This window comes from Cognataquiflexum nitidum (genome assembly GCF_022538055.1).
Taxonomy (GTDB): Bacteria; Bacteroidota; Bacteroidia; order Cytophagales; family Cyclobacteriaceae; genus Cognataquiflexum; species Cognataquiflexum nitidum.
The window spans coordinates 25133-51736 of record NZ_JAKZAM010000030.1 but is presented as its reverse complement, the minus strand read 5'-3'; the positions used below and the strand labels follow the sequence as shown (position 1 = coordinate 51736).

Sequence of the window (26604 nt, the reverse complement as noted above, 5' to 3'; positions counted from 1 at the left end):
TAAAATTGATTAACCGATTTCTTTGAGCCGCAAAAAATCTTTATAATTTATCTCTATAGGTGCTTTCACGCGAATACTCATCATAGTTTGTTCGAAAATCTTCAAAACCAAAAAGGTTACCTATTACTAGATAACCTTTGGTAATTTTTGTATGCGCTTAGTGCATTAGAAAGCCTCTTCGTGTGTCTTTTTTCCAAAAACTGTCAGCCAAATAATTTTGATATCCAAAAATAAAGTCCATTTCTTCAGATATTCTAGGTCATGGGAAGTTCTTTGTTTCTTTTGTTCTTCAGTTTCCATAGGGCCTCTCCATCCATTTACTTGTGCCCAACCTGTAATTCCTGGCTTGTAGTAATGTCTGACCATGTATTTGTCTTCGGTTTCCTGCATTACCTGATTCAAAAATGTTCTGTGGGGACGTGGCCCCACCACACTCATCTCACCTGTCAGGACATTGATGAACTGTGGCAACTCATCAAGACTGTACTTTCTAAGGAATTTACCGATTTTGGTTATTCTAGGGTCATCTTTTACAGTAGATTGTGTACCGCCAACAACACTGTCGTTGCTCTTCATGGACCTGAATTTGTAAACTTTGAATGGCTTACCGCCTTTCCCTATCCTCACCGGAGTGTAGAATACTGCTCCCGGGGAATCAAGTTTGATTAATAATCCGATAAGAACGAATATGGGGGAAAGGAAAAGCAATACAGTGGAAGCAAATATAATATCAAATATGTTTTTCAAGAGGTTTGGAAACCAATTGTCCAAAGGTAACTGACGGATATTTACCAATTGAAGATCGCCAAATTGATAAGTCTTGAAGTTTTCACCAAAAATCCCTTGATAATCCGGTACAAATCGAATCCTTGTACCATGATAATCTGCGATTTCAATGATTGATTTTATTTTATCAAGCTCACTGTATGGCAAAGCAATGATGATTTCATCTGCAAAGTTATATTTCAGGTATTCCTTCAAGCTGTCTAAAGTGGCGACTACCCTCCCATTTTTTGAGTTTTTGGATACTTCCGGACTGCAATCAATAAAACCCTGAACGGCAAACCTCGCATAAGAGCTTGATTCTAAAAATCCCGCAACCTTATTTGCCAACTGACCTGAGCCCGCAATTAGGGTGGTACTCATTTTGGTTCTTCGTTCTTTGATAGGGGCTGAAAGCCTTATGACCAAAGAATTGGTTATGATCCCTAATGAAGGGATTCCTGCCAATATAGCGATCAATAAATTCCTTACGTCTTTTGGAAATGAAAATACCAAATATAAGATTCCGATTATGCCTGCCAGTATGAAATAAGTTTTGAGGTACTTACTTATTCTTGATTTCATAAAAGAATTTCCGGCCCAATCCACATAAAGCTTGTTTGAATAACCAATAATGAGCCATAGTGAAATTAACCCAAGCAAAAAGACAAGCTCCATTTTCTGGAAGGTCAGGTCATTTATTCTGTAAAAGTACAAGGAAACAAAGAACGCGACTGTCAAGCTGATTATGTCCCAAAAGACAAGAATGGGGATGTTTGATTTTTGATGATTTGTCATAGCCTTTAAAAATTTAATTATAAGATAGATATCGAGCGGTTTACTATTTTAAATAATTAACAGAGTGTTGTAATGTTATTTTAGGCTTTAGAACGGCAACAAATATACACAAAATTGTATTTCAATTCCGCAAATAACCTTTTAAATAAATATGTCCCTCAGGTTAATTTTTTTATATGATGAGCCAAATATAGAACCATAAAATTAAAAAAAAAACAAAATGCATAAAAAATTATTCGAAAAGCAAAAAAATGCATTGAAAAAATATTTTTTGAAGCTTAAGATTTTAAATGATTCGAAAAAAAATTTATAATGTTTTTTAAAATTTTGAATTTGGTAGGTGAAAATGTAATAAAATTTAATATTTCCATAATTAGTTACATTTTTTTGATACTTGAATTATGTAATAATTACCTGAAATGTGATTTTTAATTTTTCGGGTATTTCAAAGATTTTGATAAAAAGATAATGACCCTGTTTATGAATATTTAAGACCATAAGTTTACAATTCCATATTTTTGAGATGAATAGGGTGAAGCTCACAAAAAAGATTAATGAATATGTAAATCCGCAATTCTGCCACTAGGAAAATTTTGTTTCAATTCACTTAGACTTGGTTCGACAGGCTCACCAACCGCCGATCGGTGTCCGTAAGTTTTATTTCTAAAGGAGGTGGAAGGAAATTCGGTGCAGCCACATTTACTTCCACCTCCTCACAATAGCAGCAGATCCGGTGGCCGAGCGAAGTCGAGGCCGTTTTGTCTAAAAGAAATAGAGGCAAGAATGCGGATAATCAGATTAATGAATATTTCGGTTCTTTAAAATGAAATATAGGATTCTGAAAATTTCATTAATTGGGCGCTGAATTAGATTTAGTATACCTGGTACTTCAGAAATAACTTCCTAAAGCGACAAAAATTTTACCCGATCCCATTAAATCCTGTAAAACAGGAATAACAGTTCAATTTAATTGACTTTCCTCGTTGATTTTAATTGGCTTGTCATCTAAAAATGCATTTTGGAATTTTTAACCGTCCGTCTTATCTATATTCGTGAAGAAAGCATTCATTCATTAGGTTGAAAATAGGTTCTATATCCCACAGATAATTAACCAAATCCAAACAGGATTTTTGGGGATATCGGTGTAAAAGCCATCTTCAATAAGGCCCACAGGTTCATTGTGTATTTTACGGAGAATGATAACTTTACCTGGACTTCATTGAATATTCAAAATCCAATTCTATTGAAATTCCTTATTTCATTTTCTTCATATTTCATTATAATTTTCTTTTTGGGATATTTAATACCCAGAGAAGAATTCTGGTTAACTCTTGCCTTATTTGGCTTATGTTTTTTAGCTTATTGGATTATTTATTCAGAAAGTAAGGGAATGAATTTTTCCTTTAGAAAAGGAGTAATTCTTGCATTTGCTTTGAGGTTGGTTTTAATCCTTTCGGTCCCTGCCCTTTCTGATGATTTTTACAGGTACATTTTTGATGGGCATTTAATTGGTTTGGGTATAAACCCTTATTTAATGTATCCTTCTGAAACCTTGACAATATTAAAAAACCCTTCTGATTCCTACATGCATTTTCTTTTTGAAAAAATGAATTCCCCCAATTACTTTTCTATATACCCTCCCTTACATCAATTCTTCTTCTATGTCGCGTCCCTCAGCGGTGAAAAATTACTGAACAATATTCTTGTCCTTCGGGTATGCATTATCTTTTTTGACTTTTTGAATATGTACTTGTTATATAGAATACTTAAATTATGGGGACAGCCTATTTCAAAGTTATGGCTCTATGCTTTTAACCCTCTAGTGGTAATTGAACTTACCGGGAATCTACATTTTGAAGGTTTGGTACTGACAGGGATTTTATCTTTACTTTATTTCTGGATCAAAAATGAGACGGGATTGGCTAGTTTAGGTTGGTCATTTGCCATAGGAATTAAATTGACACCTTTGATGCTCGGACCATTATTGCTCAGGGCATGGAAAAAAGATAAAGCAATTCTATTTTTGTTTTTGTCTTGCACAGCCATAACACTCTTTTTATTTCCTCTATATTTTTCAGATGGATTTCAAAAATTCTGGCAAAGTTTTCGGCTTTTTCAAAGCAGTTTTGAATTCAATGCCTCGGTATATTATATGATAATCTGGCTTTCGGGATTTTTCATAGATTACAATCCCATTGCCTACGTCGGACCTGCCCTTAGTTTACTAGCATTAATCTCCATCGTTTTTTTCAGTCTAAGGTTTAAAGTAGAGAGTTTTGAGAAATTTGCCTTAGGAATAGTGTTTGTGTACCTCATTTACCTACTTTTCCAAAATGTGGTCCACCCTTGGTATATCATTCCTGCATTTGGTGTTAGCATTCTCACTAGGAGCAATGTTTTTTTGGTCTGGACAGGATTGGTTTTTTTATCTTATTATACCTATTCCAATAAAGACTTCGAAGAATGCATCGCTTTCCTGCTCGTAGAATATGGGATATTATTTATGTTTATTTCAAAAGAAATATATTTTGGAGCTTTGTCACATAAAATTAAAATGGAGTAAAAATTATATTTCAAAGCGTCTTTCTTAGAAAACTATGTTTCCCCTTGATTTTTAATCTTTTAAAGGAAGATGTTGTTGGTTTTTTTCTTGAATGAAAAAGCTGTCAAAATCCGTCCCTGTAAAAATTGATAAAAACTTCCCTGTTTTTTTAAAAGTCAATTGTAAATTATAATTTTTATTTTGTTATTTGTTTGAATATAAGAGCTTAAGTAAATCATACCTTGAATTTTACTTTAAGTGTTTTGGTCAAAAAACGACTTGTCTCATTTTGTTTTTTGGTTTCCTTTAGTTGAAAATTGTAGCCCTGTAATTTATTCGTTCAGCCCTTTACAATTACACTAACCCTTCGTCATTTTCATTTTGAAATGGGGATCAAAGGTGGAGATCAAAAAAATATTATCCTCTATGAGAATATCGACCGACAAAATTGTTTTATTTAATTTTTTAGAAAAAAAGATAGGGAAGGGGATAGTATTTGTTTTTTTAATTTTGCTGTCTTCTTGTGCCGGGAATCTTTTTGATGACGAGGATTTTAACAATGACATCAACATTTTATACCAAACTCTTTCTTCTAAGTATGGTAAAATAGGTGTTTCTGATGCAGCAAACAATGGGATTGAAGAATTCTATTTCCTTTTCCCTACTGTAGACAGGCAACCAAGGTTTAGTGGAAAGTTCAATGCTGATTTGTCGCCAATAGTAGAGATCAGCGATGACTTTGATTTCAAAACAGTTCACCAAAAATTTTCTTTGGAGGGAAGTGGGGAGAACAAAGTCAAAATTAATAAGCAAGGTGAATTTTATTTTGTTAATTGGATTACCCAGGAATCAAGACCCACCAAAGGGAAAATCTACAGAATCAGAATAAGAATAAATGACAAAATATTGGGGTTTGTAGATGTAGCTATCGTTTCAAACAATACTCAAATAGCGAACAGAGAGCTCCAAACCCTCAGAGTTAACGAGACTTTGCAGGTTGCCTTCAGGATTGAAGAAAAAGTATGTCCTGCAAAAATAGAGCTGACTCCAAAGGAAGCAACTGTAATGGTCTCAGGAAAACAACAATATTCGGCTGTGGTCTACAATTACTATGGAGAGATTCTTGAAAATCAAAAAATTAACTGGTCTATTTCAGATGGTGCCATTGCCTCCATTGACCAAAAAGGCCTGGTGATTGGAAAGAAATTTGGATTTTCGGAAGTCATAGCCACATCCAATGACGTATCGGCCACTGCATATATTTTCGTCCAAGAAAACGGGGACTCACCCCGGCCCGGTAAGGATATTGTTGTGTTCAATGATGTCAATCCCTTTTTTGATGAAGGGATCAAAAATCCCAACAACCAATTGATGGTTAAAAATCTAATCAATTTTACCACGCCGGGAATTAGGAATTTCAGTAAAAAAATCTGGTTTGATTGTGGCAGGTCTTCTGCCCATGAAAAAGAAAACCCCACCCCTTGTGGTTCATCTGTCAGGTACAATCCATTAAGAAATTTAATTTTAAACGAAGGGTTTGAATTGGAGGATGTTTCATCTGCTTCAGGCACGCTTATCGATATTCCTTCCGATGTCAAAGTTATATTTCTATGGCTTCCCACGGTGCATTTTCAACTTGCTGAAATCAATGCCCTCAAGAAATTTGCTGAAGAAGGAGGGAGGATCATTTTTATTGGAGAATGGGATGCTTTCTATGGAAAAGCAGGATTGGATGTAGAAAATAGTTTTTTGATAAATATGGGAGCTTTCATGCGAAATATAGGGAAGGCTGTTGATTGTGGATACAATACACTCCCCAAAACCTCTTTGAGAGCCCATCCGATTACCAGAGGGCTTGAAAACCTCACCATTGCCTGTGCATCAGTCATAGAACTGGGACCCAATGATTTTGCATTATTTTATGACAAATCCAACCGCTTAGTACTGGCAGGGGTAGCCCAAATTGAAACTCAACCAATTTCTAAATTGGCCTCTGAGACAAGCTTTGATGGGCAAAACTTGAAAATATATCCGAATACTAGCTCAAATAAATCTTCAGGTTTTTGAGTATTAGGGGGGTATTATTTTCTTGGATATAAAATTCTTTGTATTTAAGCAAATTCTCCTTCAGTCGGGAACCCTGCTTATGGAAGGCAATAAAGACCCCAACTTATCATCTGGCATGGATGTATTGTGCATTTCAGTCCGCAGACTAGGGGCAAAAAGAATAGCCACTCTATATGCAATTTTGGATAGAAACATTGTTTTTAAAACAAAAAATAAATAGAAAAACAAACGATTAGAAGGTATTCCAATGTCTTGATGAATCCTCTCTTTATTCTACAATCCTTTGAACCCATCACTTATTAATTTGAAAAATACATCTTTGGATTCCATTTTATTGATGGTTCATAAAAAGTTGACTGATTTAAATTTTGGGAACGTAATCAAATATTTCATGTAAAACATTCTCTCTATTTTGGGTAATCCTGATTTTCATCCCGTCAACCATTTCAATAATACCTCCATCGGTTTTCAAAACTTTTTTAATATAAATAGGATTGATTAAATGAGAGTGATGTATCCTTAGGAAGCCTTTTTTTAATAGGTTATCACAGATTTCTTTAAGGTTTCTCGATACGATATGTGTTTCGGTTTGTTTGGGATCCTTGTTATCAGGACAAATGATTTTGGAATAATTGCCATCGGCTTCACACCTTATAATCTCATGTATATTCAATATTTCGAACCCGTTTAAAATAGGAATGGCAATTTTCGAGGTCAAATTGTTTTTTATAGGATCCATGATTTGAATGGGATAAATAATTCTCAGAAAATCATTAAAATTTATTGTTTACTGATTCAAGTCTATATGTAAAAACATTGGAATTGCTAGGTTATGATTTTTATTTTGTATGTATGCTTTGATGGTACAATCCATATTAAAACTTGGATTGAAGTTCCATTGTAGTGGCTCTGCACGGCGGACAAGTGTGGGCTTTTGACCGTGGACTGATTATCTACAACTCAAAACTATAATATAAAGCAAGTGGCATAGTAGCTGATAATCATTATTTTAATTATGTATGTCTGCAATGATGCCTGTAGAAAGTATATCCATTTTTATTCTTGTCTGCGTCCTTAATTTCCCGATACATCCCTGCTCGAAGATGGGAGGAGGGCTTCCGACTTCGTCCCGATCTATAGTGATCCCTGCCTACAGGAAGGCGTCCCAATTAAAGAATATAGGGTTACTCGCAAAGAAGCGGATATCAATTATTTTTTATTACTATTTCCAAACAGAAGGCATTCAATTCTTTAAATTTTCATTAAAACAATTTATGATCTATATCATTTTTATAAATATATAAAATTGAAATGCTAAAAAAACTATTTGGAAAACATTTTTTTACTTTTAAATGATTGCTTTGAGTCAAATAATCTATAATTTCTTTTTTTAATTATATACTCAGAAGGGTTATTGGTACTCAAAAACAGGTCAACTGCACATCGAACCCTTGTCATAGAACTTGGGCGTAATAATTTTGAGTTGATATGTCTAATTTTAAAAACCTTTTTCAGTCTACGACCAAATTCTGTTAGGGTAAAGAAATTCAATTTTAACCTCTAATTTTTAATCAAATGGAAATCTATTTTAAAAACTTAAAATCAAATCAAGGGTGGACTCTCTTCAAAATTCAACTCTGGTTGTTTTTGTCTATCATGTTCGTGGCAGGGTCATGTTCGGAGGGCATGTTTACCGATGAGGATATCAATGACGACATCGCCATTTTATCCCAATCATTGTCTTCTACTTTTGGAAAAATTGGAATTTCGGATGCTGCCAATGGTGGTAATGTTGATGAGTTTTATTTTTTGGCACCTACAATCGGCCAAGACCCAAAATTCAATGGAAAGTTTAACCCAAATCTATCGCCAATAGTTGAAATCAGTGATGATTTTGAATTTAAGACTGTACTTCATGCATTTTCAAGGGAAGGATCAGGGTCAAATAAAATCATTTTAAATACTGTAGAAGAGTATTATGCAGCTGAATGGGATACATCAAAATCAAGGGCAGAAAAAGGAAAAATTTACCGGGTTAGGGTTCGAATAGGGGAAAAAGTTTTGGGTTTTGTTGATGTGGCGATAGTTTCCAAGGAAACCAAAAAATTGGATAACAATATCGTGCCATTGGTCGAAAAACAAACCTTAAGAGTTGTGTATATGCTTGAAGATAAAACATGCCCTGCCAGAATTGAAATTACACCAAAAGAAGCAACTATTTTGGTGGAAGGAGAGCAAAAATTTGAGGCAAAAGTGTATAATTTTTATGGCGAATTGCTGGAAAATTTAAAAGTTGAGTGGTTTGTTACAGAAGATGATGTGGCTTCAGTGGACGAGAATGGATTGGCAAAGGGTAAGAAATTTGGGTTGACTAAAGTCAGTGCAAAATCATTTGATGTGACAGGTTCTGCTGATTTGTTTGTGCAGGAATCTGTTGCCCCTAGACCTGGTAGAGATGTGGTTGTATTTAATGATGTAAATCATATCGATAATAATTCTTTAAATAACCCCAATAATATTCTACTTGTAAGAAACCTTATTAACTATACCACTATTGGAGAAAGGGCAAATGGTACAAGGGTTCTCTTTGATTGCGGTAGAAATTCAGGCTATCCACAGTCCTGTGATCAATCAGGAACGCATTCAAGGCTTCATGATGAAATCAGAAATTATGGGTTTGATCTTGACTTTATCAATTCTTCCAGCACTCCACTCACCGATATTCCAGCAGATGTAAAGATACTATTCTTGTGGCTCCCTAAAATTCAATTTTCTGTTGCCGAGATCAACTCCATGAAAGCTTTTGCTGAGGAAGGTGGAAGAATAATATTTATCGGAGAGTGGGACGGATTTTATACAAATGTGGGTTTGGCCGTAGAGAATCAATTTTTAATCAACATGGGAGCATTTATGAGAAATGTCGGTAATGCGGTGGACTGTGGATACAATATCCTACCAGCATCCTCATTAAGGCCACATCCGATTATGAGAGATATGACAAATGTGACGATCGCCTGTGCCTCTGTTATCGAACTTGGGCCAAATGATTTTGCACTTTATTATGATTCAGGAAATAGCCGTGTTTTGGCCGGTGTCGCACAAATTGATACTGCACCAATCACTGAATTGAAAACAAGTAGATTAGATCCTGGATTCTTAAATGCAAGAACAAACGCGGAACTAGATCCAAAAAAATCAACAGGTTATTAAAATTCTTGTTGCAAAAATTCAAGAGGGGGGCACAGTCCCCCTCTTTTTTTATGTTTAGTTTATTTATTTTTCCTCCGATGTTAATTTTTACCTTTGCAAAAAAAATGACAATAATCCCATGAAATTCAGTCTCTCAAATTTCTTTATCTATTCCTCAATTCTATTCGTATGCTGCTCTTCTTGTAATGAGAATAGAGCGGTCACGATAATCAAAAAATCAATAGCTACTCATGGAGGTGCTGATACATGGAATTCCTTGGAGTCTTTTTCATTAGAGAAAGAAACATGGCTTTTTTTTGAGGATGGCACCTTGGAAACCCATTCGATCCAAAACATCGAATTTAGAAAGCAGCCTTTTTTTGAAGCCTATATGTCTTGGGTTAAAGACAGTATTACCCATAAAATTATTTTTGACGGAGCTAGAACAAGATATTGGATGGGTGAGAATGAAATTCAAAATGAGGGTTTTTTGGCCAATAAAAAGAAGGATGTAGATGCTGCCTATTATGTATTGACAAAGCCATTTGATTTATTGCAACAAGGTAAAAACCTGAAATACCTAGGGATCACCAAATTGGCCGATGGGAGTGAAGTGGAGACTATCCAAGTCATAGACGGTGATCCTAAAGATCCTTCAGTAGATATTTGGTGGTATTTTTTTGACAGGGAATCCTTCAGGATTATAGGGTACAGGGTCAAGACAAATGACCATTTCAGCATGGTATACAATCAGGACTGGGATAATTCTACAGGGATTCTTTTCCCTCAAAAAAGAGAAAGCTACCGGGTGGATAGCCTAGGTAATCATTTGTACCTAAGAGCAAAATATGACTTTAGGGAATATTCTAAAGAATAAGTCTTATATTTTAGCCCTGCTCAATGGCATGGTCATACACCTTGGACCACCCAATCCTCTCGAAAGTTCTGAAGAAGGGATTTCTAAAACTTCAACCCCCATATTTCTAAGGGCCCGGTTTGTGTGGATATTTCTATTGTAAGAAATAACCCTTCTAGGACCTATCGCAAATACATTGGCACCGTCAAACCATTGTTCCCTCATCGAATAATCAGGTTTTCCGTCAGCTGTTGAAAGTATTTCAAGATGTGGAATCTCCTTTTCTAAAACAGTCAGTAGGGATTCGTTCAACACTTGTCTTTTGATGTGGATCTTATCATCTTTTATTTCTTTCAATGTATAAAGAGATGTTTGGAGGACAGCATTCAGGGCATCAGGATAAGTTAAGACCAGGTTTTCATCCAAAATGGTAAAAACAGTATCGAGATGCATATACTGACGTTTTTTGGGTAGATGAACTTCATAAACCCTCTCAACGCTTCCTTCTGCCAAAAGGGCCTTGGCCACATGGTAGATGGCTTTTTCATCAGTTCTTTCAGAATTCCCGATGGCTACTGCATGTTTGGAGAGTACGATCACATCCCCGCCTTCAATGCTTGGAGGCATATCATGGCCATTGATAGGATAAAGGCGGTTGACATGGTCTTTGAAATCCACGTGGTTTTCGAATATTGCCCGGAGGATATTGGCTTCCCTTTGTCTTCCCTCTTTTTTCATGCTTGAAAAAATAATTCCTCCAGGTGTGATGGCCATTGGATCTCTTTGGAAATACAGGTTGGGGCTTGGAGGAATCACAAAGGCGTAATCCAACAGTTCACCCACTGGCAAGTTGGGGATTTTCCGCTTGAGTTCATGGACTTTTATCCCAGCTGACAAAGCTGTGGCACATTCAGCAGTCGACAATCTATCTAAAATATGTTCTTTAAAATGCGTCAGGCCGGATTTGGTAAGGGCATCATGCATTAGATTTTCGAGGATAGGTCTATTGGAAAGAACCTGGATGAGTAATTCATGGAGCCTAAAAACCTGTGCTCCTGTAGTCTGTTTGATGAGGTCAGTAAAAAAATCATGCTCTTTCTGCATCGCTTCCAGATAAGGAACATCCTCGAATAAGAGCAAATCTTTATTATATGGAGTCAAGCGATCTATTTCCTTGCCCGGACGGTGCATTAAAACCGCTTTTAATGTTCCAAATTCTGAGTTGAGGCGTAAATTCATAATTTTAAATAAAAAGCTATTTCATTAATCATCTGTTAACAATTATATTTATTAAATAAATATAAATCAAAAAATACATTAATTATTTGATAATATAAAAATAGGGTATAGGGATATTTTTCACTTTCATTGATTTAGGAATAAGCTAAAAAAAATCCGGAATTTTTATCCGGATTTTGGTAAATCATCAAGTTAACTTAAGAAAGCCATTTTTCAACCTCTTCCTTTGAAGGATTTGGAACTTCAAGTTTCAATTTCTTCCTTCTGCCACAGACATCATTGAACAGTTTGTTAGCATCCATTTCCTTAAGCTGTTCAAGGGTCTGGATGTTCATGTCTCTGATTACAGGTAGTAACCCGATTGGGATTCCCAATTCCATAAAATCCTCGTCCGAAGCGATTTTCATTTTCTTTTCAGGCCTCATCTGAGGGAAGAAAAGGACTTCCTGAATGGTAGTCTTATTAGTCAATAACATTGTGAGTCTGTCGATTCCGATTCCCAATCCAGAGGTTGGAGGCATGCCATATTCCAATGCCCTGAGAAAATCCTCATCCATGGCCATGGCTTCATCGTCACCTCTTGCTGCCAATTTTAATTGATCCTCAAACCTTTCTCTTTGTACGATAGGATCGTTCAATTCCGAATAGGCATTGGCGATTTCTTTCCCATTGACAAAAAGCTCAAATCTTTCTACCAATCCTTCTTTGGATCTGTGTTTTTTTGCTAATGGGGTCATTTCGACTGGATAGTCTGTAATATAGGTGGGTTGGATCAAATTGGCTTCAACCTTTTCACCGAAGATTTCATCTATCAGCTTCCCTTTGCCCATACTGTTGTCTACCTGTATGCCAAGATCTAAGCAAACCAGTCTAAGGCCTGCTTCATCCATTTCGCTCACATCAATTCCTGCATATTCTTTGATTGAATCAAACATCGTCAACCTTCTGTAAGGCCTTGCAAAATCAATTTCCCTGTCCGCAACTTTCACTACAGTATTTCCATGGATAGAAAGGGTGACTTTTTCGATCAGGTCTTCAACCATTTCCATCATCCAGATATAGTCTTTGTATGCTACATAAATTTCCATGCTTGTAAATTCAGGGTTGTGGGTACGGTCCATCCCTTCATTTCTGAACATTTTACCAAATTCATATACACCATCAAACCCACCGACAATCAATCTTTTCAGGTACAATTCATTGGCAATCCTCAGGTAAAGAGGCATATCCAAGGTATTGTGGTAGGTATTGAAGGGGCGTGCTGCTGCTCCTCCATGAACCTGCTGCAAGATGGGGGTTTCCACTTCTAGCCAACCATGGTCATCAAAATAGCGGCGCATATTGGTGATTACCTTTGACCTTGTGACAAAAACTTCTTTTACTTCCGGATTGACGGTAAGGTCTACATACCGCTGACGGTATCTCATTTCCGGATCGGTAAATCCATCATAGATATTCCCTTCTTCGTCTCTTTTTACTACCGGCAAAGGTTTAATGGATTTTGAAAGGATTTTTAAGTCAGTGACATGAAGAGAGATTTCACCTGTTTGGGTGGTGAAAATATATCCTTTCAGGCCGATAAAATCACCTATCCCCAAAAGCTTTTTAAATACAGTATTGTAGAAAGTCTTGTCTTCATCAGGGCACAAATCATCTCTTCTAAGGTAGACCTGAAGTCTTCCTGTAGCATCCTGGATTTCGGCAAAGGAAGCTGAACCCATAATTCTTTTGGTCATCAACCTTCCTGCTATGGAAATGTCTTTGTAGTCGGTTTTTCTATTTTCGTAATTTTTATGGATATCCTCCGCTGTTACATTGACAAAGAATGACTCGGCAGGATAGGGGTTTATGCCCAATTTCATCAATTCTTCCCTGTCTTTTCTTCTTTCTAATTCCTGTTCGCTTAATAACTGCATTTCTCTATATTGTTCAGTTCAAATTATAAAAACCAATAACCATTATTTCTTAGCCGCTTTCCGTCTTGCAATTTCCCTTTTGACAAGTTCAAATTCCCTGCTGCTTTGACCAGCTACCGAGGTATTTTCTTCGGCCCTTCGGGAAAGGTAGGGCATAACTTTTTCCACTGGACCATAAGGAACATATTTCACCACATTGTAACCGGCTTTTGCAAGGTTAAACGAAATGTTATCGCTCATTCCGTAAAGTTGGGCAAAGTAGATACTTTCATCCGTTGAATTGATCCCATATTTTGAAATCAATTCGGTCAAAAGTAGATTGCTTTTTTCATTGTGGGACCCTGATACCAAGCCCATGGTTTTGATGTTTTCAACACAAAACTCCAAAGCGGCATTATAGTCCTTGTCAGAAGATTCTTTGGTTGGTTGAATAGGGCTTGGATATCCCTTTTCTACAGCACGGTCTCTTTCTTTTTCCATGTAAGCACCACGAACCAATTTTGCTCCGTGGAAATATCCTTTCTCAAGCGCCACAGCATGTGCTTTTTTGAGTCTGTCAAGCATGTCATGACGGTACATCTGATAAGTATTGTATACGATGCAAGATTGCTTGTTATATTTTGCCATGGCCTCGTAAGCCATCTCATCTATCACATCCTGAAACCAAGACTCCTCCGCATCGATCAATATTTTTGTGTTGGCCTCATAAGCCGCCCTGCAAAGTTCGTCTATCCTGTTTTTGAGCTTGTCAAATGAAGTTTTCTCCTTTTCATTTAAAGTTTTTTCTTCTTGGATTTTGGTCATGATTTCAAAATCACCGAGACCTGTGACTTTAAAAACCGCAAAAGGAATATTTTCATCACCTGCAGATCTTTCTATGGTTCTTAAAATCTCATTTTTGGTTGCATCATAGCTTGCTTCATCTCCTTCCCCTTCTACGGAATAATCAAGAATAGTCCTGATATGGTATTTGGCAAGTTCATTAAGGGCGAGTTGACAATCATCGATATCTTCTCCTCCACAGAAATGCCCAAACATGGTTTTTTTCATAATACCCTTGATGGGCAGTCCAAGTGCAAAAGACCAGTTGGCTAGTTTTGTGCCTACACTCACTGCAAGGTTATTGTTTACCGTGGCAAAAATGAGGTACATTTTTTTTAGCTCAGCATCTGACTTGGATGCAAATGCTACTTCAAGATTTTCAAAAGAAATATTGGGTTTGACAGGCATAGGACTCAAATTACGGGGCAAATATATTAAAAAAACCTCATGGGGTAGGGGAATGTTTTGTTATTTGATGTGATATGTAGGGGAGTAAACAATAAAAACATGATTATGAATCACGGGATAAAACAATACATCAGAGTTGGCAAAAAGTTAAATAGATTTCATCTTGATCAAACTATGATGCAAAATTATATTTTGAAATTTGCTTGATTTATGATGGTACTTATTGAATCCCTAATGGTTGATCGGATTTTTGAATAAAAAGCAAGAAATTATTTATTAATTAATTTGTTTTTAAAAAAGAGGCTCTTACTTTTGAAACATGTTAATCGCAGCATTCGCCTTCTTTAGCTTTTATTACTTTTACTTTCGTCTTCAAAGCCGAATCGGAGCTGCTTATTGTCTAGAAAAAATCTAAAAAATCATAAAGCAAAAAAAGCCCGGTTCGAAAGAGTCGGGCTTTTTTTATTAAACCTATCAAATCATGAAAGACCATTTACAAATCAAAGACTGGGGATTCGGAATAGAAGACCATGTTATCATTGCAGGACCATGTAGTGCAGAGACACCTGAGCAGATCGAAAAAGTCTGCTTGGACATGAAAAAAGAAAACATGGTCCCGGATATGTTCCGTGCAGGAATCTGGAAGCCAAGAACAAGGCCTGGAAGTTTTGAAGGTATTGGAGAAGAAGGTTTGAAATGGATGGAAATTGTGAGACACCATCTCAACATCCCCATCACAACTGAAGTCGGAAACGCAGCCCACGTAGAATTGGCCTTGAAACATAAGGTAGATGTATTGTGGGTAGGGGCAAGAACTACTGTCAACCCATTTGCAGTGCAGGAAATCGCCGACGCACTCAAAGGTGTGGATATTCCTGTGATGATCAAAAATCCGATGAACCCGGATTTACAGCTTTGGATCGGAGCTTTGGAAAGAATGCATTCTGTAGGAATCAATAAATTGGCAGCAATCCACCGCGGATTTTCTGATTCTTACGACAAAAGATTCAGAAACAAGCCAAATTGGTCCATGCCCATTCACTTGAAAAGAGAGTGGAAAGGAATGGAAGTGATCAATGACCCAAGCCATATTGTTGGAAACAGGGAAGGAATTCTTGAAACTTCTCAAAGAGCCATCAATTTTGGATTAGACGGTTTGATGATCGAAACACACCATGATCCAGATAATGCCTGGTCTGATGCCAAGCAACAGGTCACGCCTAAGAGGTTGAAAGAAATCCTTTCTTTGATAGATTTCAAGGATACATTGGGTAGTGAAAATCCGGGAGAAAGATTGAATGACCTCAGAACTGCAATTGACCATCTGGATGACCAATTACTGGATATCCTTCAGGAAAGGTTTTCTCTGATTGATCAAGTTGGGGCATACAAAAGGGAAAATCACCTGACTGTCTTCCAATCCGATCGATGGAAATTCGTCATGGAATCTCGTACCCAAAAGGGCGTTCAAAAAAACCTCTCAGAAAAGTTCATGAAGGAATTGCTTTACTGTATACACGAAGAATCAGTAAAAAGACAGGAAAAGCAATTGAGAGAAGCTGATCCTGTGAAAAAATGAAGGTAAGAAGTAAAAGGTAAGAGGTATCCGTCCTCACCTCTTACCTCTCACTTCTTACCTATCAAAATAGATTTTCTATTTATACCTTAAAATCCCCAATGTTTTGGAGTCAGTAATATTTTCTAACAATATCTCTTTTGATTTGAGCAAATACCTGAACCAATTGGGCTATTCTCAGTTGGGAGTCATCTCAGATTCAAATACTTCAAAATTCTGCTATCCAATTATCGATAAGATGTTGCCGGAAGGCCATAAACATTTTTCTTTTCCTGCCGGCGAAATCAATAAAAACCTCAATACCTGTACCCATATCTGGCAATGGATGACTGATGAAGGCTTCGACAGAAAAGCTTTGATCATCAATCTTGGTGGAGGGGTAACCGGGGACATGGGAGGTTTTTGTGCGGCAACTTACAAAAGAGGAATCCGATTCATCAATATTCCGACAACTTTGCTCTCGCAGGTGGATGCCAGTGTGGGTGGAAAATTGGGGATTGATTTCAATGGTTTCAAAAACCACATAGGCGTATTTACCCAACCAGAACTGGTTTTGATTTCAGAAATTTTCCTCCAAACTCTTCCCCATGAAGAACTCCGGTCTGGCTACGCAGAGGTCTTGAAGCACGGCTTGATCCAAAATGCCAACTACTTTTCTTGCCTTAAAATCGCAGATTGGGAAAAGCAGAATTGGCGTGAGATCATTGAAAAGTCAGTTCAAATCAAAAAAGAAGTCGTCGAAAAGGACCCCAAAGAGGTAGGTTTGCGAAAGATCCTGAATTTTGGACATACTATCGGCCATGCTTTCGAGTCTTTTTACCTCAATACCGATAAACATTTGCTGCATGGTGAAGCCATTGCAGTAGGGATGGTTTGCGAGGCCTTTCTTTCCCATAAAAAATCAGGATTGCCAAAAGAAGATCTCCAAGACATTACTGATGCCTTGACTGAAATATACGGGGTTATTCAGTTTCCCGAAGCTGATATCGATGACATCATCAAATTGTGCAGTCAGGATAAAAAGAATGAAGGTTCAACGGTGAATTTTTCACTTTTGAGAAGGATAGGCAATTGTGATTACAACATCAAAGGGTCAGCTGAAGAAATCAAAGAAGCCATCTCATTTTACCAATCATTAACTTCCCAAGTTCCATTAAACCAATGAATCCAACCTTGGAAACTTTATTTCTAAGCCAGATTAGTGCTTTTCCACCTGCAGTCATCCCGCTTCCATCTTCCAAAAGTGAAAGCAACAGGGCATTGGTCATTGATGCGCTTACAGAAGGCGAGAACAGACTGAGCAACCTTGCCGAAGCGCGTGATACACAGACCATGATCAGGTTGCTTGGAGAAAATCCCGCAATCTTTGATGTTTTGGATGCCGGTACGACCATGCGGTTTTTGACTGCTTTTGCCGCAGCCACCAATCAAAATAAGGTCATGACCGGAACACCCCGTATGTGTGAAAGGCCAATCGGTATTTTGGTGGATGCGTTGAGAGAAATAGGTGCTGAAATCCATTACATGAATAAGGAAGGTTTTCCACCTTTGGCCATTCATGGCCTGAAAGAACAAAAAACAAATAAAATCACGATCCGGGGAGATGTGAGTTCCCAATATATTTCAGCACTGTTGATGGTTGCGCCGGTGCTTCCTATGGGACTCGAATTGGAACTGACAGGAAAAATCGGATCGAGGACATATATCGAAATGACCCTTGAACTCATGGCTGCTTTTAGTATAAAGTATACTTGGGAAGGAAATTTCATCAAAGTTTCCCATCAAGCTTATCAACCTACCCAATTCAATGTCGAAAGCGATTGGTCGGGAGCAAGTTATTGGTTCAGTTTATTGGCTTGTGCCGATGAAGGGGAGCTCTTTTTGGAAGGCCTGAAAGAAAATAGCCTGCAGGGAGATTCCAAAATCGTGGACATCATGGACAGGCTTGGTGTCAAAAGTGAATTTCAAAATGGTGGGGTCAAACTCACCAAACAACCTGTCAAAGGACTTGATTCCTGGAATTTTACACATTGCCCGGATCTGGCACAGACAGTAGCTGTGACTTGTGCGATCATTGGTCAAAAGACAAAATTTACAGGATTGGAAAGTTTGAGGATCAAGGAAACTGACAGGATTTATGCTTTGCAGCAAGAATTGGGGAAGTTCAATGCCCAACTCAAAGAAGGAGAAAATGAAGTTTTTACCTTGATTCCTTCCGTGACAATGCCTCATGAGGTCCTTATCCACACCTATGATGACCACAGGATGGCCATGGCATTTATGCCACTGATGACCAAAACGAAGGTGATTGTCGAAGATCCTTCAGTGGTCAATAAATCGTATCCGAGTTTTTGGAAACACGTTTCTTTGATAGATGCAAGACACAAGGCACAACACACAAGACTTTGATCTTCCATCTCCAATCTCAGGTCTCACGTCTCAAATCTCCTGTCTCACATCTCTTGTCTAAATCATGAAAGGCACCTATACAATCCTTCTTTTGATCCTTTCCAATACCTTTATGACCATGGCTTGGTATGGACACCTGAAGTTCAAAGACTTGAAGTGGTTTGAAAATCTTGGGTTGATATCGATCGTTTTGATCAGTTGGGGAATCGCTTTCTTTGAATACATTTTCCAGGTTCCTGCCAATAGGATAGGGTTCAAAGAAAACGGAGGTCCTTTTTCTTTGGTAGAATTGAAAGTGCTTCAGGAAGTTATCACTTTGGTGGTATTTATGATTTTCACTTTGGTATTTTTCAAGAATGAAACCATCAAACTAAACCATATCATCGGATTTGGGTTTTTGGTGCTTGCGGTTTATTTTATTTTCAAAAAATAGATAGATTTAAGGATGGGAACTTTATTTGGAGAAAAAATAGAAAAATTTAGAGGGTTGCTTGAGCAATTATCCTCAGAGGAACTTCTAGAGGTGAAAAAACTCTTGGATGAATATGCTGATAAATCTGAATCTTTGTCTTCAAAACAGGAAAGTTTAAGAAATTTACTATTAAAAGGGCCAACGCTTACAACAGACGAGTTAGAAAAAATTCAAGAAGCAAGAAAAAAAATTGACCAATGGAGAATGCAATAATCTGTTTGGACACTTCTGTACTTTTTGAATATTTCAGAAAAAAGAAAAAAGAAGATACATTTTTTATAGGCCTGATTGGTAAATATGCAAAATTTGAAATCACATCAATTACTGAATTTGAAATCAAATATGGCATAAATCCGGGGCAGTCTGATTTTTGGAACTCACTACTAAGAGAGGTTAATATTTTACCGTTTGATGGAGAGTCAGCAAATATTGCTGTGGAAATTCATAAAAAGTTGAAAAAATCAAATCAGCAGTTAGCACTTCCTGATCTATTTATTGCTGCAACAGCTAAGAAATTTAACAGGCCTTTAGCGACTATGAATGTGAAGCATTTTGAACGAATAGAGGGTTTAGATTTGGTATTTCCACATTCAATAAATAAATAATCAAACAAAATGAAAGTCGCCATTCAAGGTATTCCCGGTTCTTTTCACCATCAGGTTGCGCTCAATTATTTTGGGGCGGATACTGAAATCGAGGGTTTTAGGACTTTTGAGGAAGTGGCCAAGGCGGTGCAAAGAGGAGATGTTCCTTACGGTGTCATGGCGATCGAGAACTCCATTGCAGGTGCCATTCTCCCAAATTATGACCTGATCGACAGGCACGAATTACATATTTTTGAAGAATACTACCTACCGATTTCCCACAACCTCATGGTGTTACCGGGGCAAAAAATTACTGATATCAAAGAAGTAAAATCCCATCCTATGGCTTTACTTCAGTGCAAGCGCTTTTTTGAGGATTATCCTGACATCAAATTGATCGATGATGTGGATACGGCTACTGTTGCAAAGCGGATTTCTGATGAAAAAATCAAAGGCTTGGGTGCAATTGCAAGCTCGACAGCAGCAGAAATCTATTGTTTGGAAATCTTAGCCGATGACATTCAGACTATTAAGAACAATTTTACACGTTTCATTCTCCTGCAAAAAGACAAACCGCAGCAAACTGAAAAACCCAATAAAGCCTCATTCAAAATCACGATCAGAAATGAAAAGGGAAGTCTTGCCAAGCTCCTGACTTTGCTCAGTGACAATGACCTTGACTTGAGTAAAATCCAATCCATTCCGGTTATAGAAAATCCCTGGCACTATGCGTTTTTCATTGATGCACAATTTGACGATTATGCCAAGTACCTGAAGGCCATAGACGCAGTCAATCAAAATGGGGGAGAAGTGAAGATTTTTGGTGAATATGTAAGCAGGAAATAAGATGAAGGGATTTTCCAAACGGACAGATAGCATTCAGGAATATTATTTTTCCCAAAAACTCAAAGAGGTCAACCGACTGCGGGAAGAAGGAAAGCCGATCATCAATATGGGTATCGGAAGTCCGGACTTGCCCCCGCACCCATCGGTCATAGAGGCTTTGTACCAATCTTCATTGTTGCCTACGAGTCACGGCTACCAAGGCTATCAAGGAATTCCTGCTTTGAGAGCCGCATACGCTGATTTTTACCTAAGTCATTATGGGGTGGTTCTCAATCTCGAAACTGAAGTTTTGCCGCTTTTGGGTTCAAAGGAAGGAATCATGCATATTTCCATGACTTTTTTGGACGAGGGAGATCAGGTTTTGGTACCAAATCCCGGTTACCCAACTTACACTTCTGTAACCAAATTGCTTTTGGCTAATCCGGTTTATTATGACTTAAAATCAGAAAATGGTTGGTATCCTGATTTTGATGAACTCGAAAAAATGGACCTCAGCAAAGTCAAACTGATGTGGGTCAATTATCCGCATATGCCTACAGGCGCAAAAGCTGATTTGAAGGTTTTTGAAAAGCTGATTGCATTTGGGAGAAAGCATCACATCGTCATAGTTAATGACAATCCCTACAGCTTTGTTTTGGAGGATAATCCAAAAAGTATTTTCCAGATTGAAGGAGCCAAAGAAGTAGCTTTGGAACTCAATTCCCTCAGCAAAACATCTAATATGGCTGGTTGGCGAGTTGGTTTTGTGGCGGGAAAACCCGAATGGATATCTGCCATCACCAAAGTCAAAAGCAATATGGATTCAGGAATGTTTCTCGGAATTCAACAAGGAGCCATTGCTGCCATGTCCTTGGGAAGGGATTGGTATAAAGGACTGAATGAAATTTATTCCAAAAGGAGAAAATTGATTTGGGAATTGGCAGAAAAATTGGGGTTGGAATTTGAAAGGGACACGGCGGGCATGTTTGTATGGGCTAAATTGCCTCAGGGAAAAACATCAGATGAATTGGTCGATAACCTACTTTACAACAAATCTATTTTTGTTACACCCGGACATATTTTCGGAACACAAGGGGAAGGTTTCATAAGATTTTCACTTTGTGTCAAAGAGGAATCCATCAAAGAAGCAATAAAACGATTATCATAAACAAATCACCCACATACATTATCAACAAATGAAAAAAATTCACATCATCGGTTTGGGACTTTTGGGAGGGTCATTTTCCCTGGCATTGAAGCAGTTAAAGCCCGAAATCCATTTTACAGGATTTGATTCCAATCCACAAAATCTTCAGGATGCCCTGACTTTGGGGATCATTGATGAAGTCAAAGAAAAACCCGATGCCGACACAGATATCATCGTTTTGGCAACGCCTGCAAATACCTTATCAGAATTGCTGGTCAAAATTCTTGATGAAATTGGTTCCGAAACTTTGGTGATGGATTTTGGATCTACCAAAGAATTGCTTTGTCAGGCGGTATCAGAACATCCCAAAAGAGAACATTACCTCGCCGGCCACCCGATCGCAGGAACAGAATATTCAGGTCCAAAAGCTGCCAAAGCAGATTTGTTGGACAGAAAAGTTTTTATCATTTGCGAAATGGAAAAGACCGACATCCACCTGAAAGCCAAGGCTTATGAGGTATTGGAAGCGCTGAATATGAAACTGCGGTTTATGGATCCTGAAGAGCATGATAAACATCTCGCTTTCGTTTCCCACCTTTCGCATATCACTTCCTTTATGTTGGGCAAAACTGTCTTGGACAAAATGGAAGATGAGAAAAACATCTTTGACATGGCAGGAAGTGGATTTGCGTCTACTGTCAGGTTAGCCAAAAGTTCGCCAGGAATGTGGGCTCCTATTATGCAGGAAAACAAGAAAAATATCCTTGAGGCCATGAGCTTGTACATTTCCAACCTTTCCAAGTTCCGTGATAAAATCATTGCAGATGACTACGAAGGATTGTACCACGAAATGGAAAAAACCAACAAAATCAAGGATATCCTGGATTTGGGAAAATAAGATTTTGATTCATTTGTATAAGCTTTTTTAGGTGCATTATTATATGAAACTCCATTTTAATTTCATTAAATTGTCATAAAATCTCTTTGTATGGATACACTTAAGGAAAAAATCATCAACATCATCAACCATACCGAAGATGATGATTTGCTCGACAAAATCTATAGATTTTTAGAAGATGAAGTCCTTGATCAAGACCATTCATTTTCTGAAAAACAAATCGATTCGATCCTAAAATCTAAAGCTCAATTTGAAAATGGTAGAGTAAAAAGCCAAGAGGAAATCGAAAATAGGTTTAAGGAATGGGTCAGAAAGTAATCTGGACAGAAGAGGCAGAGGAACAGTTTTTTGGAATATTAGAATACTGGAAAAACAGGACACAAAGTTTCTCTTATTCAATAAAAATCAAAAATGATTTGGATCAAAAACTGGAGTTGATTTTACAAAACCCTTTTATCGGAAAAGAATCCGAGCTTCCTGGAATAAGGAGTTTAAATTTTTTAACATATTTTAAAGTTGTCTACGGAATGTATGATAATCAATTGGTTGTGTTGAACCTCTTTGATATGAGGCAGAATTCTGACAAAAATCCTTTTTGGTAATAGATAAAAAACTGGCCTAAGTTTTGAATCATCCGTACAAGACTTAAAAACCAATATTATGAAAAAGCTACTATTTGCATTGCCGTTTTTATTCCTGTTGGAATCTGCTTTCGCTCAAGAAAATAATATCCCTTTGATTGAAGTTGAAGGTACAAGTGAATTGGGAATCATGCCTGACGAAGCATTGATTTACCTCACCTTATCAGAGAAAGCATTGAAAGTGGCTGATGCGACAAATGCCTTGAACAAGAAAACAAAATCCATCGAGGATGCGCTGAAAAAGACTAGGATCGATGGATATACCTTTACTGTTGACAATTATTATGTGAATATAAACCGAATTTACCGTAATAATTCCTCTAAAGACAGCGGGTACGTAGCTTCGCAGACCATCAAAGTAAAAGTGAAAGTTGCCGATCAAAATCTGATCAAAATCACCGAAGCCCTCCATCAGACCACAGACATGACCTACAACATGCAATTCAACATATCTGATGCGTTGAGAAAATCATCATCTTCCAAGTTGCTTGAATTGGCGATAGCAGATGCCAAAACAAAAGCTGAAGTAATCGCCAAGTCCTTGGGCTTGTCCAAACTCCAAGTTCATAGGGTTTCTTATTCTTCAGGAAACGTCATTATGCCGGTCATGAGAAATGCAAGAGCGATGATGGCCATGGACATGTCTGAATCCTATCAGGAACCCACTTTTAGTCCCGAAGAACAAAAACTTTCTGACAGGGTAATGGTCTCGTTTACTTTTTCTAGATAGTAAACAAGTAAAACAAATATTGATAGCCATAACTGAAAGTTGGAAAATTTTCAGTTATGGCTTTTCCTATTGATGATTATTTATCAGTTTCTTAACACCCTCTTCATCTCTTTCATTTTTCTTCTGTTTAGTATTGGTAAACAAAAATTCGATTCCAATGCTGACTTTTCTTATCCTTTTTTCATTGCTCTTTCCAAAGGCTTCACTTCAATCCACTGATTCAGTCCCCATACCTGCCAAAGAATTCTGGTTTTGGAATCAGTATGATCTTCCAAGAAATGCGGCCACAAAGTCCTCTGATGAAACCGTTTTTTTGAAAGATTTTCAAAAGTTTGGTGCTGGTTATTCTGACTCCCCATACAGCCTTAATCAACCTATTTCGGCCATTTATAAGCCGTTTGAAAGCCAAAATGTCGATTTTTCCAAATCATTTGCCTTGGAGTTTCTATTGCTCAACCATGTGAATAATCCGGCTGGGATTTCCTGGGAATTTTGGCAGGAGGAGGACTTAAAGATGGCTATTTCGGTATTTGATAAAAAAGTGATTAATGGCTTGATGGAAAAAGGGATTTGGCAAAAATCAGAATTCAATTCCAAAACCTGGAAAAAATACTGGAACCATTACTTGCTAAACTTTGATGGGAAAAACGTTACACTTTTTGAACAAGGCGAAATGGTTTGGCAAAAGGAATTGGACAAAACTTTGGAAGGAAGTCAGTTGATCTTAAAATCCTTTTTGGATATGGAGCCTTACATGGAAGCCCATGATATCCTAAAGAAAACAGCGATATACCAACAAGCCCTCACAGAACAGGAGATAGCCGATATTTTTCCGAAAGTAGAAAAACAAATCAGTGCTGGAAAGCTCTATTCTGACAAGTTCCATCTCATAGCAGGACCGTATCTCAATGATATCAGCGAAAATTCTGCCCAATTGGTTTGGGAAACGGACCGGGCCACAAAAGCTATTTTGACCTTTGGAGAAAAAATCCCTTTGGAAATGACAATGAATTTCGATGCTTCAACAAATCCTATAAGTACAGCCATTTTTGAAAACTTGAAACCTGAGACTACCTATTTTTACCAAATTGAATTTGAAACTGAAAGCGGAGAAAAATTATCCACTCCGGTTCTTTCTTTCCAAACCGCGAAGCCCATAGGCAATCCTTTTCTTTTTGGAATAATCAGCGATACGGAAAGCAGGCCGCAGGTCAACAACCAAGTTGCCCAAGGACTTTGGGAGGAAAGGCCGGATTTTTTGATTCATTTGGGAGATTTGACGGATGGTGGTTTCAAAGATTCCAAGTTTGAGTGGACTATGGAATATTTTCAGGGAGTTGGTGCCTTAACCTCTAGGGTACCCGTCGCAACGGTTCCGGGAAATGGTGACGGCGATCTTAATTGGTACAAACAATACCATCCGCATACTGGGGAAAAAGGCTTTTACCGTTTCGATTTTGGAGACGCTTCCTTTTTTATGCTCAACAGTAATCCCCGAAAAGACCTTCAGAAAGGAGGAGAACAGTATGTTTGGCTAGAAAATGAACTTACCAAAAGTGAAGCAAAATGGAGTTTTGTCGTGCTGCATCATGCTCCTTATTCTGCAGATGAGGATGATTATGGAAATACATGGAGGGAACCCGGAAACCAAGGCGATCCACAGCTGAAAGACTTGATTTCACTGGTGGAAGCCAATGAAGTAAAAATGGTTTTCTTCGGCCATCTGCATACTTACATGCGGTCGCATCCTTTGAAAGGGGGCAAAGTCGATTCTGAAAATGGGACAGTCTATGTGCAGGCAGGAGGAGCGGGAGGTAACTTGGAGGACAATGCCCCAACCCGTGCTTGGTTTACTGCCAAGAACTTCCGAGGCCATCATTATTGTACTGTTCAGGTGATTGGAGATTCCTTGGAATTAAGGACTTACAATTTGGAGGGTGAGATTATTGATGTTGTTACAATAAAAAAATAAAAAGTTAATCAATGCAATCAAGCCATAAAAACTAAATTCACGGTACTTCGGTCTTCCGACTTCCGTCCTGACTGTAGTGGAATATCTGTTATCAGGCAAAGACAGGGATAACCATAAAAATAAATCTGGATTTCACCCTTACTCCATATTTTCAAAGAAATACACCACAAGCATCCTCACAGTATCCTTTCCTTCATTGACAGGATTGTGCTCCAATCGTCCATCAAAAAGCATGGAATCTCCTTCAAAAAGTTCGACGGTCTGATCACGGAAAATGTATTTGACGGTGCCCTGAAGGATATATTTGAATTCAAACGCATCGGTGGTCACAAAATTCCTGACCGAACCAGGCATGATTTCCAGCAGGACAAAATCGACTGCTCCGGATTTGATTTTTCTTGTAAATATCCGCTCATACTGATAGCCTGAGGCTGGTTCTTTTTCGAATTTGCTGTATTCTTCTTTTCTGAGGACCAAAATCGGAGCTTCCCTACCATCGAGACTAAGGTCATTGAAAAAGAAATTTAGGTCAACTTCAAGTGCCCTGATAATCTGCATCAGGACAAGTAAAGAGGGTAGCGTTCTTGAATTTTCGATTTGGGATATCAAGCCCTTTGTGACGCCCGCTCTTTCGGCGATTTCCTGAATGGTAAGGTTCTTATCTTTTCTGATGCTTTTGATCTTTTGGCTGATCTGAACCAAGATTTCGTTTTCCATGATGAAAAATAACAGGATATCTAAATATACCCTA

Annotated in this window: 23 protein-coding genes; 17 read left to right on the top strand and 6 right to left on the bottom strand. The window is 37.8% G+C overall.

Annotated features, from left to right (window positions below; genetic code table 11):
- Window positions 1-165 precede the first annotated feature (165 nt).
- The gene (locus tag MMU07_RS17680) at window positions 166-1560 is read right to left on the bottom strand and encodes an exopolysaccharide biosynthesis polyprenyl glycosylphosphotransferase (protein ID WP_241127876.1); all 1395 of its coding nucleotides are present in this window, start codon (window positions 1558-1560) and stop codon (window positions 166-168) included.
- Between the two features lie 1219 nt (window positions 1561-2779).
- Between MMU07_RS17680 and MMU07_RS17675 the strand changes: the two genes are divergently transcribed.
- Together MMU07_RS17675 and MMU07_RS17670 are read left to right on the top strand one after the other, a co-directional pair.
- Window positions 2780-4123, top strand: coding sequence for an MptA/MptB family glycosyltransferase (locus MMU07_RS17675; RefSeq protein ID WP_472843681.1), 1344 nt, complete (start codon window positions 2780-2782; stop codon window positions 4121-4123).
- A 405-nt stretch (window positions 4124-4528) separates the two neighbouring features.
- Complete coding sequence (locus MMU07_RS17670; protein WP_241127863.1) at window positions 4529-6169, top strand: Ig-like domain-containing protein; 1641 nt, start codon at window positions 4529-4531, stop codon at window positions 6167-6169.
- 361 nt (window positions 6170-6530) lie between these two features.
- Here the strand turns inward: MMU07_RS17670 and MMU07_RS17665 are convergent, their stop codons facing one another.
- On the bottom strand, window positions 6531-6908 hold the full coding sequence (locus MMU07_RS17665; RefSeq protein WP_241127861.1) for a LytR/AlgR family response regulator transcription factor: 378 nt from the start codon (window positions 6906-6908) through the stop codon (window positions 6531-6533).
- 917 nt (window positions 6909-7825) lie between these two features.
- Here MMU07_RS17665 and MMU07_RS17660 point away from each other — a divergent pair.
- Together MMU07_RS17660 and MMU07_RS17655 are read left to right on the top strand one after the other, a co-directional pair.
- Window positions 7826-9379 carry an Ig-like domain-containing protein gene (locus MMU07_RS17660; protein WP_241127898.1) on the top strand — a complete coding sequence of 518 codons (1554 nt, stop codon included), beginning with the start codon at window positions 7826-7828 and terminating at the stop codon, window positions 9377-9379.
- Window positions 9380-9497: 118 nt separating this feature from the next.
- Window positions 9498-10235 (top strand): hypothetical protein, encoded by a 738-nt coding sequence (locus MMU07_RS17655; RefSeq protein ID WP_241127859.1) that lies wholly within the window; start codon window positions 9498-9500, stop codon window positions 10233-10235.
- Between the two features lie 3 nt (window positions 10236-10238).
- Here MMU07_RS17655 and MMU07_RS17650 read toward each other — a convergent pair whose 3' ends face one another.
- The 3 genes from MMU07_RS17650 to MMU07_RS17640 form a co-directional block, all read right to left on the bottom strand.
- Complete coding sequence (locus MMU07_RS17650; protein WP_241127858.1) at window positions 10239-11453, bottom strand: arginine deiminase; 1215 nt, start codon at window positions 11451-11453, stop codon at window positions 10239-10241.
- A 197-nt stretch (window positions 11454-11650) separates the two neighbouring features.
- Window positions 11651-13369 carry a lysine--tRNA ligase gene (gene lysS, locus MMU07_RS17645; protein WP_241127856.1) on the bottom strand — a complete coding sequence of 573 codons (1719 nt, stop codon included), beginning with the start codon at window positions 13367-13369 and terminating at the stop codon, window positions 11651-11653.
- A gap of 42 nt (window positions 13370-13411) precedes the next feature.
- Window positions 13412-14599, bottom strand: a complete 1188-nt coding sequence (locus MMU07_RS17640) for a proline dehydrogenase family protein (protein ID WP_241127854.1) — start codon at window positions 14597-14599, stop codon at window positions 13412-13414.
- Window positions 14600-15080: 481 nt separating this feature from the next.
- On the opposite strand from MMU07_RS17640, the gene MMU07_RS17635 reads away from it, so the two are divergent.
- The 13 genes from MMU07_RS17635 (at window position 15081) to MMU07_RS17575 (ending at window position 25853) form a co-directional block, all read left to right on the top strand.
- Complete coding sequence (locus MMU07_RS17635) at window positions 15081-16178, top strand: chorismate mutase (RefSeq protein WP_241127852.1); 1098 nt, start codon at window positions 15081-15083, stop codon at window positions 16176-16178.
- 103 nt (window positions 16179-16281) lie between these two features.
- Window positions 16282-17340 (top strand): 3-dehydroquinate synthase, encoded by a 1059-nt coding sequence (gene aroB / locus MMU07_RS17630; RefSeq protein ID WP_241127850.1) that lies wholly within the window; start codon window positions 16282-16284, stop codon window positions 17338-17340.
- Window positions 17337-18584, top strand: coding sequence for a 3-phosphoshikimate 1-carboxyvinyltransferase (locus tag MMU07_RS17625; protein WP_241127848.1), 1248 nt, complete (start codon window positions 17337-17339; stop codon window positions 18582-18584). The genes aroB and MMU07_RS17625 overlap by 4 nt, the downstream gene beginning before the upstream one ends.
- A gap of 64 nt (window positions 18585-18648) precedes the next feature.
- Window positions 18649-19017, top strand: a complete 369-nt coding sequence (locus tag MMU07_RS17620) for a DMT family protein (protein ID WP_241127846.1) — start codon at window positions 18649-18651, stop codon at window positions 19015-19017.
- Window positions 19018-19029: 12 nt separating this feature from the next.
- Window positions 19030-19269, top strand: coding sequence for a hypothetical protein (locus MMU07_RS17615; protein ID WP_241127845.1), 240 nt, complete (start codon window positions 19030-19032; stop codon window positions 19267-19269).
- The gene (locus MMU07_RS17610; protein WP_241127843.1) at window positions 19254-19661 is read left to right on the top strand and encodes a type II toxin-antitoxin system VapC family toxin; all 408 of its coding nucleotides are present in this window, start codon (window positions 19254-19256) and stop codon (window positions 19659-19661) included. The genes MMU07_RS17615 and MMU07_RS17610 overlap by 16 nt, the downstream gene beginning before the upstream one ends.
- Before the next feature lie 9 nt (window positions 19662-19670).
- Window positions 19671-20486: a prephenate dehydratase gene (locus MMU07_RS17605; RefSeq protein WP_241127841.1), complete on the top strand. Its 816-nt coding sequence runs from the start codon at window positions 19671-19673 to the stop codon at window positions 20484-20486.
- Between the two features lies 1 nt (window position 20487).
- Window positions 20488-21633, top strand: coding sequence for a pyridoxal phosphate-dependent aminotransferase (locus MMU07_RS17600; protein ID WP_241127839.1), 1146 nt, complete (start codon window positions 20488-20490; stop codon window positions 21631-21633).
- A 28-nt stretch (window positions 21634-21661) separates the two neighbouring features.
- Window positions 21662-22510 (top strand): prephenate dehydrogenase, encoded by an 849-nt coding sequence (locus MMU07_RS17595; protein ID WP_241127836.1) that lies wholly within the window; start codon window positions 21662-21664, stop codon window positions 22508-22510.
- 90 nt (window positions 22511-22600) lie between these two features.
- Window positions 22601-22828, top strand: coding sequence for a hypothetical protein (locus tag MMU07_RS17590; RefSeq protein ID WP_241127834.1), 228 nt, complete (start codon window positions 22601-22603; stop codon window positions 22826-22828).
- On the top strand, window positions 22813-23112 hold the full coding sequence (locus tag MMU07_RS17585; RefSeq protein ID WP_241127833.1) for a type II toxin-antitoxin system RelE/ParE family toxin: 300 nt from the start codon (window positions 22813-22815) through the stop codon (window positions 23110-23112). Before MMU07_RS17590 ends, MMU07_RS17585 begins: the two co-directional genes overlap by 16 nt.
- 58 nt (window positions 23113-23170) lie before the next feature.
- On the top strand, window positions 23171-23881 hold the full coding sequence (locus tag MMU07_RS17580) for an SIMPL domain-containing protein (RefSeq protein WP_241127830.1): 711 nt from the start codon (window positions 23171-23173) through the stop codon (window positions 23879-23881).
- 157 nt (window positions 23882-24038) lie between these two features.
- Window positions 24039-25853 carry a purple acid phosphatase family protein gene (locus MMU07_RS17575; RefSeq protein ID WP_241127829.1) on the top strand — a complete coding sequence of 605 codons (1815 nt, stop codon included), beginning with the start codon at window positions 24039-24041 and terminating at the stop codon, window positions 25851-25853.
- A 138-nt stretch (window positions 25854-25991) separates the two neighbouring features.
- Here MMU07_RS17575 and MMU07_RS17570 read toward each other — a convergent pair whose 3' ends face one another.
- A complete protein-coding gene (locus tag MMU07_RS17570; protein ID WP_241127827.1) occupies window positions 25992-26570 on the bottom strand; it encodes a helix-turn-helix domain-containing protein in 579 nt (192 codons plus the stop codon).
- Window positions 26571-26604 lie beyond the last annotated feature (34 nt).